This window comes from Demequina sp., from assembly GCF_016278765.1.
In the GTDB taxonomy this organism is placed as follows: domain Bacteria; phylum Actinomycetota; class Actinomycetes; order Actinomycetales; family Demequinaceae; genus Demequina.
The window spans coordinates 1-14619 of the sequence record NZ_JADQBE010000063.1 but is presented as its reverse complement, the minus strand read 5'-3'; the positions used below and the strand labels follow the sequence as shown (position 1 = coordinate 14619).

At 68.1% G+C, this 14619-nt stretch carries 14 protein-coding genes; 12 read left to right on the top strand and 2 right to left on the bottom strand.

Annotated features, from left to right (window positions below; genetic code table 11):
* Window positions 1–38 precede the first annotated feature (38 nt).
* From rpsI to QZZ29_RS10445, 4 genes are read left to right on the top strand one after another with little or no spacing between them, the layout of a single operon-like run.
* A complete protein-coding gene (gene rpsI, locus QZZ29_RS10460; RefSeq protein WP_291383082.1) occupies window positions 39–545 on the top strand; it encodes a 30S ribosomal protein S9 in 507 nt (168 codons plus the stop codon).
* Between the two features lie 15 nt (window positions 546–560).
* Window positions 561–1922 (top strand): phosphoglucosamine mutase, encoded by a 1362-nt coding sequence (gene glmM / locus QZZ29_RS10455; protein WP_291383080.1) that lies wholly within the window; start codon window positions 561–563, stop codon window positions 1920–1922.
* Complete coding sequence (locus QZZ29_RS10450) at window positions 1919–2620, top strand: VTT domain-containing protein (protein ID WP_291383078.1); 702 nt, start codon at window positions 1919–1921, stop codon at window positions 2618–2620. Before glmM ends, QZZ29_RS10450 begins: the two co-directional genes overlap by 4 nt.
* Window positions 2613–3500, top strand: coding sequence for a class I SAM-dependent methyltransferase (locus tag QZZ29_RS10445; protein ID WP_291383075.1), 888 nt, complete (start codon window positions 2613–2615; stop codon window positions 3498–3500). The genes QZZ29_RS10450 and QZZ29_RS10445 overlap by 8 nt, the downstream gene beginning before the upstream one ends.
* On the opposite strand, the gene coaA is transcribed toward QZZ29_RS10445, so the two are convergent.
* Window positions 3497–4471, bottom strand: coding sequence for a type I pantothenate kinase (gene coaA, locus QZZ29_RS10440; protein ID WP_291383081.1), 975 nt, complete (start codon window positions 4469–4471; stop codon window positions 3497–3499). The two genes, QZZ29_RS10445 and coaA, sit on opposite strands and share 4 nt — an antisense overlap.
* Window positions 4472–4529: 58 nt before the next feature.
* On the opposite strand from coaA, the gene glmS reads away from it, so the two are divergent.
* Genes glmS through QZZ29_RS10400 form a run of 8 tightly spaced genes read left to right on the top strand, consistent with a single transcriptional unit; the run spans window position 4530 to window position 13230 of the window.
* Entirely contained in the window at window positions 4530–6395 is a 1866-nt protein-coding gene (gene glmS / locus QZZ29_RS10435) for a glutamine--fructose-6-phosphate transaminase (isomerizing) (RefSeq protein ID WP_291383073.1), read from the top strand.
* A 2-nt stretch (window positions 6396–6397) separates the two neighbouring features.
* Entirely contained in the window at window positions 6398–6754 is a 357-nt protein-coding gene (locus QZZ29_RS10430; protein WP_291383072.1) for a holo-ACP synthase, read from the top strand.
* Window positions 6751–7857 carry an alanine racemase gene (gene alr, locus QZZ29_RS10425; protein ID WP_291383070.1) on the top strand — a complete coding sequence of 369 codons (1107 nt, stop codon included), beginning with the start codon at window positions 6751–6753 and terminating at the stop codon, window positions 7855–7857. The genes QZZ29_RS10430 and alr overlap by 4 nt, the downstream gene beginning before the upstream one ends.
* Complete coding sequence (gene tsaE / locus QZZ29_RS10420) at window positions 7854–8351, top strand: tRNA (adenosine(37)-N6)-threonylcarbamoyltransferase complex ATPase subunit type 1 TsaE (protein ID WP_291383068.1); 498 nt, start codon at window positions 7854–7856, stop codon at window positions 8349–8351. Before alr ends, tsaE begins: the two co-directional genes overlap by 4 nt.
* Window positions 8348–8953 (top strand): tRNA (adenosine(37)-N6)-threonylcarbamoyltransferase complex dimerization subunit type 1 TsaB, encoded by a 606-nt coding sequence (gene tsaB, locus QZZ29_RS10415; protein ID WP_291383066.1) that lies wholly within the window; start codon window positions 8348–8350, stop codon window positions 8951–8953. Before tsaE ends, tsaB begins: the two co-directional genes overlap by 4 nt.
* Window positions 8950–10548 carry a GNAT family N-acetyltransferase gene (locus QZZ29_RS10410; RefSeq protein WP_291383064.1) on the top strand — a complete coding sequence of 533 codons (1599 nt, stop codon included), beginning with the start codon at window positions 8950–8952 and terminating at the stop codon, window positions 10546–10548. Before tsaB ends, QZZ29_RS10410 begins: the two co-directional genes overlap by 4 nt.
* Before the next feature lie 10 nt (window positions 10549–10558).
* Window positions 10559–11596: a tRNA (adenosine(37)-N6)-threonylcarbamoyltransferase complex transferase subunit TsaD gene (gene tsaD / locus QZZ29_RS10405; protein WP_291383062.1), complete on the top strand. Its 1038-nt coding sequence runs from the start codon at window positions 10559–10561 to the stop codon at window positions 11594–11596.
* On the top strand, window positions 11593–13230 hold the full coding sequence (locus QZZ29_RS10400) for a glycoside hydrolase family 3 N-terminal domain-containing protein (RefSeq protein WP_291383061.1): 1638 nt from the start codon (window positions 11593–11595) through the stop codon (window positions 13228–13230). Before tsaD ends, QZZ29_RS10400 begins: the two co-directional genes overlap by 4 nt.
* A 4-nt stretch (window positions 13231–13234) precedes the next feature.
* On the opposite strand, the gene QZZ29_RS10395 is transcribed toward QZZ29_RS10400, so the two are convergent.
* Entirely contained in the window at window positions 13235–14410 is a 1176-nt protein-coding gene (locus QZZ29_RS10395) for a class I SAM-dependent methyltransferase (RefSeq protein ID WP_291383059.1), read from the bottom strand.
* Window positions 14411–14619 lie beyond the last annotated feature (209 nt).

The window sequence follows — 14619 nt, the reverse complement described above, 5'->3', positions numbered from 1 at the left end:
CAGGTGGCGCAGTAGGCGCCGCAGAAGGACACATCGAGATGGCAGACGAGACCACCACTGAGACCACCGAGTCCACTGAGACCATTGAGTCCGTGGAGACCCCCACGGAGTTCACCTCCGAGACCGCACCGGTGCGCGGCAAGGGCACGTCCGAGATTGCCCCTGGCGCAGGCCTGGGCCGTCGCAAGGAGGCCGTTGCGCGCGTTCGTTTGGTGCCCGGCACGGGCAAGTGGCTGATCAACGGCCGCGACCTGGAGAACTACTTCCCCAACAAGGTGCACCAGCAGATTGTGAACTCCCCGTTCGCGGTCCTGGACATCGAGGAGAAGTTCGACGTCCACGCACGCATCCACGGCGGCGGCCCCTCCGGCCAGGCCGGCGCGCTGCGCCTCGGCGTGGCACGCGCCTTGAATGGGATCGACCTCGACACCAACCGCGCCACGCTCAAGAAGTCAGGCTTCCTGACCCGCGACCCCCGCGCCGTCGAGCGCAAGAAGGCTGGTCTCAAGAAGGCTCGCCGCGCTCCCCAGTACTCGAAGCGTTAAGTCAGGGCCGCGCACATGGCGCGCCTGTTCGGCACGGACGGTGTCCGTGGTGTCGCGAATCGCGACATCACGGCAGAGTTGGCACTCGACCTCGCGGTCGCTGCCGCTCACGTCCTGGCCGAGCGCGGCGAATTCTCTGGTCATCGTCCGAGGGCCGTCTTGGGCCGTGACACCCGCCTGTCCGGCCAGTTTCTTGCGTCAGCGGTGGCGGCGGGACTCGCATCGGCCGGCGTCGACGTCATCGACCTGGGCGTGATTCCCACCCCCGGCGTGGCGTACCTGACGGGATCCACCGAGGCGGACCTCGGCGTGGTGATCTCCGCCTCCCACAACCCGATGCCCGACAACGGCATCAAGTTCTTTGCACGGGGAGGCGTGAAGCTTCCCGATGCCGTGGAAGAGGCGATCGAGGCGCGCGTGGGTGACGCGTGGGAGCGTCCCACTGGCGGCGCCGTGGGCGAAGTCATCGCCTCGGATGAGCTTGCGGCCGACTACCTGGCGCACCTCGCACACGCGGTCCAAGAATTTGGGGGTGCCGCGTCTCCGTTGGAGGGGCTGACGATCGTGGTCGACGGCGCGCACGGCGCGGCGAGCGCGATCGGACCTGCGGCCCTGGAGGCCGCCGGCGCCAACGTCGTGCGTCTCCATTGCGCTCCCGATGGCCGCAACATCAATGCGGGCGTCGGGTCCACTCACCTGGGCCCCTTGGCCGCCGCCGTCGTCAACGAGGGCGCCCACATGGGGGTCGCCTTTGATGGAGACGCCGACCGCTGCCTTGCTATCGACGAGGACGGCGCCACTGTCAACGGGGATCACATCTTGGGCCTGCTCGCACGGGCCATGCGAGATGCCGGCACGCTCTATCGCGACACCATGGTGGCGACGGTCATGTCCAATCTGGGACTGCACCATGCGATGCGCGACGCGGACATCGACATTGTGGAAACGGCGGTGGGGGATCGCTACGTCCTCGAGGCCATGCGAGAGGGCGGCTACACGCTGGGCGGCGAACAGTCCGGCCACGTGATTGTGTCCCGCTATGCGACCACGGGTGACGGAATCCTGACGTCGCTTCTGCTTGCCTCGCTCGTGGCGAAGAGCGGCTCGCTCGCGGAGTTGGCGCGCGGTGTCCAGACGCTGCCGCAGGTATTGATCAACGTGGCTGGGGTGGATCGCTCGCGCGTGCATACCGACGCGGAACTTGGCAAGGAACTCGAATCCGTGCGCACTGAACTGGGCGATTCGGGCAGGGTCCTGTTGCGCGCGTCGGGCACCGAGCCACTCATACGCGTCATGGTGGAGGCCGCCACTCCCGAAGCGGCGCAACAACACGCGGATCGCCTTGCGGCAGTGGTGGCTGTCAGACTGTCGCTATGAGCGGCGTCTGGGACTACCTGATCCACCTGTCCGGCAATGTGGAAGAGGGCATCCTCGCCCTGGTGGAGTCCCTATGGATCTACCCCTCCGTCTTTGCCGTGTCCCTGATCGACGCGGTCATCCCCGTGGTGCCGAGCGAATCGGTGATCATCGGCGCGGCCTCGGCGTGGCAGTCCGTTGGCAAGCCGATCCTGCCCTTGCTCTTCCTAGCCGGCGCTGCGGGTGCGTGGTGCGGCGATCAGACCGCGTACTTCATCGGCACCAAGGTGGATGTGCGCCACGTCAAGCTGTTCAAGCGGCCCAAGATCCTCGCGGCGCTGGACTGGGCCGAGCATGCCTTGGAGCACCGCGGCACCCTCTACATCATCGCGGCACGCTTTATCCCGATGGGGAGGGTGGCGGTCAACCTGTCCGCAGGTGCGCTGCGCTTCCCGCGCCGACGCTTCATGGCGGTCGACGCGATTGCCGCCTCGGTCTGGGCGGCATGGGGAATCCTGATCGGCACGGTGGCCGCGAGCCTGCTCGGCGACAACCTCCTCCTGTCCATTGCGGCGGGCATCACCGGTGGCATCGTGCTCGGACTTGCGGTGGACAAGCTCTTGACCCTGTTTGGCCTCAGCGCACCCCACCTGCCTCCGCTTGCGGAGGAGATGAGGGCCCACGAGCCGCAACCCGTTGAAGACGGCAAGGATGGCTAGCGAGCCCGTCGACGGGGTTGACGTTCCCTGGGAGGAGGCGCGCCGCGCCAATCTCGCCAACTGGGAGGATCGCGTCCCGCTGCACGTCGAGGCGTATCACACCGCCGCCTTGCGCAACGATCCAGATCACCTGAGTTCGGTGGTGCGCACCGATCTTGAGGCCCTGCTGCCCCACATGCCCGGCAAGTCGCTGCGCGGGGTGGATCTGTGTCACCTGCAATGCCACATCGGCACGGACACCGTGTCGCTCGCACGTGCCGGCGCGCGGGTGACCGGCATTGACTTTTCCCCGGCGGCTCTTGACGCGGCGGCCACCCTCGCCGCCGATTGTGGCGTCACGGCGGACTGGATCCAAACCGATGTGCTGGACGCGCGAGCGGCCGTGGATCGTCACCTGGGCACGACGCGACAGTTCGACGTGGTCTACACGAGCATCGGCACCATCGGCTGGCTCAACGACCTGGACCTGTGGGCGGGGCAGGTTGCCTCGCTCCTGAATCCCGGCGGCGTCTTCTACCTCCGCGACGGGCACCCGATGCTGGGCACCCTCGACGAGTTTGCCCCGAACCTCAGCGTGCGCTACCGGTACTTTGGCGGCGGTCGGGCGCTCCAGTGGGATGAGGCAGGGACCTATGTGGGCGATGGCACCGTGGAGCATACGCGCACCTACGAGTGGCCGCATCCCGTCTCCGAAGTGGTGACGGTGCTGCTGCGTCAGGGCCTTGAGCTGGTGGCGCTCGATGAGGGAAAGACGCTGCCGTGGCAGTTCTCGCCCCGGATGAGCCCGGTCACCGCCGAGCCCGACTCCGACTTCGCATGGCCGGCGGCGGAGCGCGACCTGGTGCCGTGTACGTTCACGGTGATCGCGCGTCGGCCCTAGAGCTTGCGCATGTGCACCGATTGGACCGCGTGGTCGCGTCCCTTGCGCAGGATGATCGTGGCGCGCGACCGCGTGGGCGCAATGTTGCGCTCCAGGTTGGGCGCATTGATGGTGTCCCAGATGTGGGACGACTTGTCCCTGGCCTCCTGGTCCGTCAGGTCGGCGTAGTTGCGGAAGTAGCTGTCCGGCCTCGCGAACGCCGTCGTGCGCAGTGACAAGAAGCGATCGATGTACCACTGGCGGACGTGGGACTCGTCGGCGTCGACGTAGATCGACGCATCGAAGTAGTCCGAAACGGCGAGGGCGCGAGAATCCTTGGTGCGCACCGCGGCCGGCTGCAGCACGTTGAGGCCCTCGACAATGAGCACGTCAGGTTGGCTCACAGTGATCGACTCGCCAGGGACGATGTCATATGTCACGTGTGAATACACCGGCGCCGACACCGCGGGCACCCCGGACTTCACGTCCGCGATGAACGACCTCAGCGCGCGTCTGTCGTAGGACTCCGGGAAGCCCTTGCGTCCCAACAGTCCCCGCTGTTCGAGCACCGCATTCGGTAGCAGGAAGCCATCGGTCGTCACCAATGACACGTGGGGCGAGGAGGGCCAGCGCGCAAGCATCTCCCTCAGCACGCGAGCGGTGGTCGACTTGCCGACGGCCACGGAACCGGCGATGCCAATGACAAAGGGCGTGCGCGACGCGCGCTCGCCGAGAAACGCGCTCGTGGCGGCGTGCAGCGAACCCACCGCGTCGGAATACAGCGTCAGCAGTCGCGACAGGGGTCGGTAGATCTGGTCGACCTCACGCAAGTCGATCGGATCGCCCAAGCCGCGTACTCGCCGGACATCGGCCGCGGTCAAGGGCAAGGGTGTCGAATCTGCGAGAGCCGACCACTCGGCGCGGGTGAACGAAAGGAACGGGCTCACACTCACCTCGTCGTCGCGGACGCTCACCCCTCCATTGTCACGCATGAACGACGGCGCGCTGACTCGACCCCGAGAAGGGCTCTGGCCCTCTACACTTGAGCGCATGTGTGGCATCGTAGGTTACGTAGGAACGGGTGGCCCCAGTGCGCGTGCCGGGGCCGTCGTCATGGCTGGGCTGGAGCGCTTGGAGTACCGGGGCTACGATTCCGCAGGGCTGGCCGTGGTCACCGGCGACAGGGAACACCTCGCGGTGGCCAAGAAGGCCGGGAAACTCACGAACCTGGCCAAGGAACTCGCACAAAGCCCGCTTGCCGACGGCACGGCGGCCATCGGACACACGCGCTGGGCCACGCATGGTCCGCCCACGGACGCCAATGCGCACCCTCACCTGGCGGCGGACGGGCGGATCGCGATCATCCACAACGGAATCATCGAGAACTACGGCGCGCTGCGCGCGGAGCTGCTTGCCGAAGGCATCACCTTCCACTCAGATACCGACACCGAGGTGGCGGGGCACCTGTTGGCCCGCTACGTGAGAGACGGGCTGACGCTGACCGACGCCATGCGGGCCGTCGCCCGGCATCTCGAGGGGGCTTTCACCCTGCTCGCCGTGGACGCGGCAGAGCCCCACGTGGTGGTCGGCACGCGCCGTAACTCGCCGCTGGTCGCGGGCATCGGGGAAGGCGAGAACTTCCTCGGATCCGACGTGGTGGCGTTCATCGAGCACACCCGCATGGCGCTCGAACTGGGTCAAGACGAGGTCGTCGAGATCACGCCGGACGCCGTGACCGTCACCGATCTTGCAGGAAACCCCGTGAATCGAGAGCCGTACGAGGTCACGTGGGACGCGTCGGCCGCTCAGAAGGGAGGCTTCGCGACCTTCATGGACAAGGAGATCCACGACCAGCCCGCCGCTGTGGCGGACACGCTGCGCGGCCGCGTCAACGAGCAGGGCCGCCTCCAGCTGGACGAAGGACTCATTGCGGAATCGGTGCTCTCGTCCATCGACAAGATCATTGTGATCGCGTGCGGCACGGCCGCCAACGCCGGTTTGGTGGCGCGGTACGCGATCGAGCACTGGACGCGCATCCCCGTGGAGGTCGAGCTGGCACACGAGTTCCGCTATCGCGATCCCGTGCTCTCGATCCGCACGCTGGTGGTGGCCATCAGCCAGTCGGGCGAGACGATGGACACCATCATGGCGCTGCGGCACGCGCAGCAGCAGGGCGCACCCGTGGTGGCGCTCGTCAACGTGCAGGGCTCCACGATCGCCCGTGAGGCCGACGCCGTGCTGTACACCCGCGCAGGGCCTGAGATCGCGGTCGCGTCTACCAAGGCCTTCCTGTCCCAGATCGCCGCCGCGTTCCTCCTGGGGATCTACCTGGCCGAACTCCGTGGCAACAAGTTTCCCGACGAGATCGCCGCGCTGTTGGCCGAGCTCGATGCGATGCCAGCCAAGATCCAGCGCGTACTCGACACGAGTGAACCGCTGCGCGAACTCGCGCGGTCCATGGTCGACGAGCGCACCGTGTTGTTTCTTGGCCGTCACGTCGGCTACCCGGTGGCACTCGAGGGTGCGCTCAAGCTCAAGGAGCTGGCCTACATCCACGCGGAAGGGTTCGCGGCGGGCGAGCTCAAGCACGGTCCCATTGCGCTCGTGGAACCCGGACAGCCGGTCTTCATCGTCCTGCCGAGCCCGCGCGGTCGCGAGGTGTTGCACTCCAAGGTGATCTCCAACATCCAGGAGGTGCGCGCTCGGGGCGCCCGCACGATCGTGATTGCCGAGGAGGGCGACACGGCGGCGGCGGAGCACGCCGATCACCTGATCACCGTGCCGGTCACCCCCACGCTGCTGATGCCGCTGGTCACCGTGGTGCCCTTGCAGATCTTCGCGCACGAATTGGCCAGCGCCAAGGGTTTTGACGTGGACCAGCCGCGCAACCTGGCCAAGTCCGTTACGGTCGAATAGCGATGGCCGTCGTCGGAGTCGGCATCGACGTCGTGGAACTCGAACGCTTCGACCGCGCCGTCGAACGCACTCCTCGGTTCGCCGAGAAGGTGTTCACCCCCTCGGAACGGGAGCTGGGGCGCCACTCGATGGCCGCCCGGTGGGCCGCCAAGGAGGCGCTCGCGAAGGCCTTGGGTGCCCCCGCGGGGCTGTCGTGGCAAGACGCCGAAGTGGTGAAGGACCCCTCGGGTCAGCCTCGATTCGTGATATCCGGAACGGTGGCGCAGCGCGCCGCCGCGCTGGGCATCTCCACCCTCCACGTGTCCTTGTCCCACGACGCGGGTATCGCGTCGGCTGTTGTCATCGCGGAGGCGTCATGAGCCTGCTGAAGGTTGCGGTCGATTCCGCGGCGATTACCCACAATGTGCGCACCCTCGGGCGCAAGACCGACGCGCAGATCATGGCCGTGGTCAAGGCGGACGGCTACGGACACGGACTGGTCACCGCCGCCGCGGCCGCACGCGCGGGCGGTGCCACCTGGATCGGGGTGGCGCAACCGCACGAGGCGCTTGCGCTGCGAGCCGCCGGCGACACCGGCAGGATTCTCACGTGGCTCTACGGCCCCGAGTTGCCCGCGGCCGAACTCATGGAGGCCGACGTCGATCTGTCCGTGAACTCGCCGGAGGTGTTGGGACGGATCATGGCGGTCTCGCGCGATGGGGCGCCATCTCCGCGCATCCACATTTCGATAGACACCGGGCTTGGTCGCGAGGGCGTGACACTCGAGGATCTGCCGGGCGTGCTGGAACTGGCGAAGGCCGCCGAGCGCGAGGGATTGTTGCGCGTGGTGGGCATGTGGTCGCACCTGGCGTGGGCCGACGCTCCAGGACACCCGACGATCGACCTGCAGGCGCAGAACTTCAGGCTCGCGCTCGTCATGGCTCAGCAGTCCGCACTCGCGCTAGAGGTGCGGCACCTGGCCAACTCCGCGTGCACCCTCACGAGGCCCGATCTGCACTTCGACTTGGTTCGCCCAGGGATCGCCATCTATGGTCTCCCGCCGATCGAGGACCCGGACGGACTCAACTTCGGGCTCAGGCCCGCCATGAGTGTCTCCTCCCAGATCATTCTGGTGAAGGACGTGCCGGCGGGGCACGGGGTGAGTTATGGACACGAGTACATCACGACCTTCCGGACGACGCTCGGACTCGTCAGCGCTGGCTATGCCGACGGCGTGTTCCGGGCGGCGGGCTCGGTGGCCGAGGTCGCGGTCAAGGGTCGGCGCTACCGCATCGCGGGGCGCGTGTGCATGGACCAGTTTGTGATCGACCTGGGGCCCGCCACCGAGGTGTGCGTGGGTGACGAGGTGACCCTCATCGGCCCCGACGGGCCCAGCGCCAGCGACTGGGCCGAGGCGGTGGGCACGATCGACTACGAAATTGTCTGCCGCTTTGGGGGGCTGAGGGCCAAGGAGCTCGCGTGAAGTATCGCGTTCCGAACGGCGAAGCCATGCGCGCACTCGGCCAGGCATTGGCGGCTGTGTTCACCGAGGGCGACCTGGTGATCCTGTCCGGCGGGTTGGGCGCTGGCAAGACGACGCTGGTCCAAGGCATCGGCGCGGGGCTGGAGGTGCGTGGCCAAGTCGCAAGCCCCACCTTCATCATCTCTCGCGTCCACGAGCCGACTGCCGCCGGGCCGGCGCTGGTTCACGTCGACGCTTATCGGCTGGGCTCGCTGCAGGAGCTCGATCACCTCGACCTCGATGCGTCGGCCGACGAGGCGGTGACGGTGGTCGAATGGGGCGAAGGCAAGGCCGAGGCCCTCGCGGAAGGTCACGCGCTGATCACCATTGAGCGTCCCCGGGGCGAGCTCGTCGAGGGCGAAGACCCCGCCGCGGGCGACCGCACGGTGACGATTTCCACCACGGGCGGCGCATGGGCCGACCGCGCCTGGCCCGCGGAAGGGTGGACCGCGTGATCATTTCGCTGGACACCTCTTCCGCGATCTCCGTGGCCATCACGGATGCCGAGGCCACGGAGGCCCTCGCACGGAGGATGATCTTTGCGCCTCGCGGTCACGCCGAGCAGCTCAGCGAGGTGGTGCGACAGGCGATGGAGGAGGCGGGCGTGGCGCGGTCCGACGTCACCGGCATCGTGGTGGGCACCGGTCCCGCCCCCTTCACCGGTCTGCGAGTGGGCCTGGTGACGGGTCGCATGCTCGCCTTCGCCTGGGATGTGCCCGTGTGGGGCGTGTGCTCGCTGGACGCGCTGGGCGCCGCGGAACGCGACGTCGTCGTCGTCGGCGATGCCAGGCGCCGCGAGGTGTACTGGGCCCGATACGCCGCTGGTCGACGCATCGAGGGGCCGGCGGTGGCCGCACCTGCCGATGTCCGCATCGGCGCAGGCGAGCGGACCGTCGGCCGGGGTGCGACGCTGTATCCGGACTACTTCCCGGGTGCAGCCGAGGCCGACCCGGATCCGCTGTGGCTCGCGCGCGAGGCGTTGCGCCGGCGTGCCGCGGGCGAGAATCTCGGCACCGAGCCGCTGTACCTGAGGCGCCCGGACGTTCACGGCGCATGACCGACTCTGGAGTGCTCGGCCCCCGCCTGCGAGACCTGGGCGAGAGCGACCTCGAATGGGTCGCCCAGCAAGAGCGAGTGATATTTGGGTCGGCAGCCTGGTCCGCGGGCCTCATCCGCGAGGACTGGCGCTACGGGACCAACCGCTATCGCGGGGTCGAGGTCGACGGCGAACTCTCCGCCTACGCGATCTACGGCTTCGAGGGGGACGCCTTCCACCTGATGAACCTCGCCGTCGCCCCGGAGCATCGGCGGCAGGGATTGGCCAAGGTGCTCATGGACGACTTCCTCGCCGAGGCGGGAACCTTTCACGCGCCCGACGCCTGGCTTGAGGTCGCGGTGGACAACGAGGCCGCGCGCGGCCTGTACGAGTCGTATGGCTTCGAGGTGGTGAGGGTGCGCCCCAAGTACTACCAGCCGGGCGGAGTCGACGCCCTCGTGATGAGGCGCGAACTGCGTGGCTATGAGCCCACCGTGTCTGGCCGTGAGGAGTCACACGCGGCGACCGCGCCGAGGACCTTGCTAGAATCCTCGGGAGCGCCAAAGGCGCAGGCAAACGAGGGCTCCCTGGTCGTGAAGAAGGTCGGAATCCGAGAAGTTGCGGCCGTGGCGGGCGTGTCCACCACGACAGTCTCGCACGCCCTCAACGGCCTCGGATCGATGACCGATGAGACGCGACGCCGCGTCGTCGAGGTTGCCCGGGAACTGAACTATCGCCCCAATCGCATGGCGAGTGCGCTTCGTCGTGAAAAGTCCCACACCATCGGCTTTGTGGACGACACCGTCGCGACCACCCCGTTCGCCGTCGCGATGCTCAAGGGCGCTCAGGATGCTGCCGTCATCAACACCTACTCGATGATCGTGGCAAGTTCCGCAGCGAACCCTGAGCTGGAAGCCCATGAGATCGCGTTGCTACGAAGCTTCCCCGTCGACGGGCTCATTGTGGGCCGCATGTTCCACCAGTACGTCGACCTGGACGTTGCCGCGCTGGGACTGCCCATCGTGCTTGTCAATGCCCGCGCGCGCGACGACGGTGTCGCATCATTCGTGCCGGACGAGGACAGGATCGGCAGTGACGCCACGCGGGAACTGATCGACGCCGGCCACCGCGACATCGCTCACCTCAGCATCGTCACTCCGGGCTGCGCCCGGGATGGGCGCGTCACCGGATACCGAGAGGCCATCTCGGGCGTCGCGCGTGAACGGATCGTGTACGCGAGCGAGGCAACGACGCAGAGCGCGCGCGAGGCGGCGCTGCCGCTGCTGCGGTCCGAGGACCGTCCGACGGCCATCTTCTGTTTCAACGATCAGATGGCAATGGGTGTCTACCAGGCAGCGCAACGGCTGGGTTTGCGTATCCCAAGCGACATTTCAGTCATCGGCGTCGACGATCTGCTGCTGATCGCGGCCGCGCTCGATCCTGCGCTGACGACGGTGGCGCTGCCGCACTATGAGATGGGCCAGCGCGCAGTGGAGTCGGTGGTGGCGCTCATCGACGGCGCTCCAGTGGAGGGTGTCACGACCCAGCTGGTCTGCCGCGTGGTGCGCCGCGAATCGATCGTTCCGCCCGCAGTCAGGTCTGTGTTCAACGCCTAGAGTTGGTCCCATGGAGTTGGTGCTGGGTCTCGAGTCGACGTGCGACGAGACGGGAGTGGCGCTGGTGCGCGGCAGGGAGTTGGTGGCCGACGTCGTTGCCTCTTCGATGGATGAGCACGCCCGTTTCGGAGGCATCGTTCCGGAGGTTGCCTCTCGCGCCCACCTCGAGGCTCTGGTGCCGACCGTGCACGAGACCCTTGCGCGCTCTGGGCATTCGCTTGATGATGTCGACGCCATCGCAGTGGCATCCGGCCCGGGACTGGTGGGCTCGCTGACCGTGGGGGTGGCCGCGGCCAAGGCGCTCGCGCTCGCGCTCGACCGGCCGCTCTACGGCGTCAACCATGTGATCGGTCACGCCGCCGTCGATGAGCTGGTGCACGGGCAGTTTCCCGACCGCACCATGGCGCTGGTGGTCTCGGGAGGGCACACCTCGTTGCTCCTCGTCGACGATATTGCCACCAGGGTCACGGAGTTGGGCCACACCCTTGACGACGCGGCGGGAGAGGCCTTCGACAAGGTCGGCAGGTTGCTGAACCTGCCCTACCCGGGCGGACCTCACGTGGATCGGCTGGCCCGCGAGGGAGACCCCGCGGCGATCGTCTTCCCGCGAGCGCTCACCGCGCCCAAGGACCGCGAGCGTCACGCCTACAACTTCTCCTTTTCGGGGCTCAAGACGGCGGTGGCACGCTGGATCGAAATGTGCGAGGACTCGGGTCGGACCGTGCCGGTCGCGGATGTCGCCGCGTCCTTCGCCGCCGCGGTGGCCGACGTCTTGGTGGCCAAGACCCTCGATGCATGCGAGCGCCACGAGGTAGGCACCCTCGTGATTGGCGGCGGATTCTCCGCGAACAGCCAACTGCGCGACCTTGCCATGAGTCGAGGAGCGGAGCGCGGCATCGAGGTGCGTATCCCGCCGCTGAAGTACTGCACCGACAACGGCGCCATGATCGCCGCGCTCGGTGCCGCAGTGGTGGCCCGCGGCGTGGCGCCAAGCGCGCTGACCATCGGCGTGGACTCCTCGATGCCGTTGGAGACGATCTCGGTATGAGGGCCCGCCGCACCGCCGCGGGCCTGGCTTTCGCTGCAGTGCTTGTGGGAGGGGCGGGCGCTGCCTGGTTCGTCCTGGGCAAGCCGGGCCTTGCGCGCACCCCCGAGGTGGCGACCGGACCCGTCACCGTGCCTCACCGCATGCCGCAATCGGCGCCCGTCGCGGAGGCTCCGAACCTCGCGTGGGGGCCGTCCGTGGTGGACATGGCCGCGGCCACGGTCGCCGCCTCCCACGTTCCACTCGACGTGGCGGCCGGGCAGGTGATTGTCGCCCACTGGAACTCACCCGATGCCGAGGGTGTCGCTGGGCTTGTGCGCGACAGCCACCTGGCCGGCGTGATCCTCATGAGCGGTGCCCTCGCGAACGCCGACCAGGTCACGGCGTTGACCTCCGCCGTCGCGGACGCGGCGGCGGCCGACGGGCGGGACTGGCCCGCGGTGATCTCGACCGACCAAGAGGGCGGACCGGTGGCCCGTCTCGACGGCATCGTGCCCGGCCTGCCCGCCTTCATGGCCGCGGGAGCCACCACCGACAAGGATTCGGTGACGCGCACGTACGCGGCCGTCGCGCGGGACATGGTGGACCTGGGTTTCACCGTGAATTGGGCACCCGATGCCGACGTCACAGTGGGACTCGAGGACCCGGTGATCAGGGTGCGGTCCGCGGGATCGGATCCCCACAACGTCGCCGACACGGTGGTTGCTGCGGTCAACGGGTTCATGAGCGGCGGGGTGGTTCCGGCGATCAAACACTTTCCCGGTCACGGCTCTGTCACGACCGACTCCCACGAGGCCCTGCCCGTTCAGTCGGCGAACGTCGCTGACCTTGCCCAGCGCGACCTCATTCCGTTCGCGCACGCTGTGGACGCGGGCGCCCCGATGGTGATGATGGGGCACATTTCGGTGGCGGAGTGGGGAGGCGGCCCGTCCACCACCAACCCTCAGGCGTACGCGTACTTGCGCGACCACCTTCGCTTCACCGGAGTCGCCGTGACCGATGCGCTCAACATGGCGGCCATCAGCGGCAGCTACGAGCCGGGCGCATCGGAAGTGGCCGCGCTGGCGGCGGGCGCGGACCTGTTGCTGCTGCCGCGCGATGCCGAGGCCGCGCGCCAAGCCATCGTCGCGGCCGTCGACAATGGCACCCTTTCGCGTGCGCGCCTCGACGAGGCGTTGGCGCGCGTCAGCCTGGTGATGTCGGCGCAGGCTACGTGGGCGGCCGCCGCGTCCCCCGCGAGCGAGGACCCCGACTACGCGCGCCAGTTCGCCGCGTCGTCGGCCACCGTGGCCGCGCCGGGGTGTGGAAGCCGTCTGGTGGGCGACAGCGTCCAGATCTCTGGCGGCTGGCCCGACGAACGCCAGGCGCTCGCGGACGCCTTGGCCGAGTACGGAGTGACGCAGGGCGGCGGCACCTCGATCAGGATATTGGGCACTGCCTCTGGTGCCGGCGACGCCGACATCGTGGTGGCCATGGACGGGCCGTGGGGGCTTCCCGCATCACGGGCGTCCGTGCACATCGGCCTCTTTGGCCGCTCTCACGAGGCGCTGGCGGGCTTGGCGGACGTGCTGGCGGGTCAGGTGCAGCCACACGGCCAGTGGCCGGTGGGGGGCATGCCGGGCACGCCCTGCGGCTAGCGCACTAGACGCGCTCCGCAATGAATGCGACGCGTGATTCGCCGATGCGGGTGAGAATGACGGTGGCACTCGCATCCCCCTTGAGCTTCAGCTTGCGCCGCAAGACCGCGGGGTCGACATCGAGTCCGCGCTTTTTGATCTCCGCGGTGCCGACGCCGCGCGCCGCCAGCGCGGAGGCCAAGCGCTTGTCCGAATACGGCAACGACTCGACGATGCGGAACGATGTGGCGAACGGCGACGCGATGTGAGTGTCCGCCGTGAGGTAGGCGATGTGCGGGTCAAGCAGGCGAGCCCCAAGGCGCTCGGCCAACGGCCCCACGAGGCCCGCCCGAATCACCGCCCCGTCCGGCTCCAGCAGGTATGCGCCGATCGGGCCCGGCTCGCCTGGCACGGGGGAGCCGTCCAGTACGTGTGCCTCGGTGCCGCGCAACACGAGGGCGGAATGTTCGTGATGACGCGCCAGGCCGCCCATCCACAGCCCCGCCTCCACGACGTCGCCATCCACGCTCACCCATTGTGCCTCTGCGTCCTGCGGAACGTCCTCGTGAGCGATCCCGGGCCCGACCTTGATCCCCACCAGGGGCCAACGGGTGCGCAGGGCCACCACGTCGGACAACGGCGGTGCATAGTCGCGCGGGTCGTGGCGCCTGCCGTGGGCGTTGCGGCGTGCCGGATCCGCGAACAGGGCGTCAACATCGATGTCGCCTCGGGCGAGTGTCTCCATGGCGTCGGCGTGAACCACCCGGGCATCATCCCAGTGGCGGAGGTTGTGAAACGCGAGCAGCGCGGTGGCCTCGTCCAGTTCGAACGCCAGCACCCCGAGGCCGAGCGAGGCGAACGCCATCGCGTCCGCGCCGAGCCCGCACGTCAGATCGGCGACCGTGCGAACGCCGGCCGAGCGGTAGCGCTGTGCGTGGTGAGCGGCGACCACCAGCCTGGTGGACTGCTCAAGCCCTTCGGGACTGAAAAGCATTCCTGCGGCGAAGTCTCCAAACTTCGCTCGGGCCGCGGCCCGTAGCCGCGATTGGGTGAGGGCCGCTGAGACGACGTCGGCGTCGGCGCCCCTGTCTCGCAGGTGTTGGGCGAGTGTGAGGGCCTGGTCGCCTTCGTAGGGCGGAAGGCTTGCCAGCAGTGACAGCGTCTGTGGGGAGGTCGCCAGGCGTGCGGCTTCTGCATCCATGACTTGATCCTGGCATGGTGGCGATTTCTCCCCAGGCGAAAGGCCGCGCGTGAGTTAGCACTCACGCCCTGAGAGTGCTAAATTCTGAAGTGCTCCCAGTTGGGAGAGCGACCACTGCCTGACCCCCGCGACGGCGGGCTGCGGCCGCAATCAAACGTCACGTTCTAGGAAGGTGAGGTCCGCAGTGTCGGTCTCAATCAAGCCTCTCG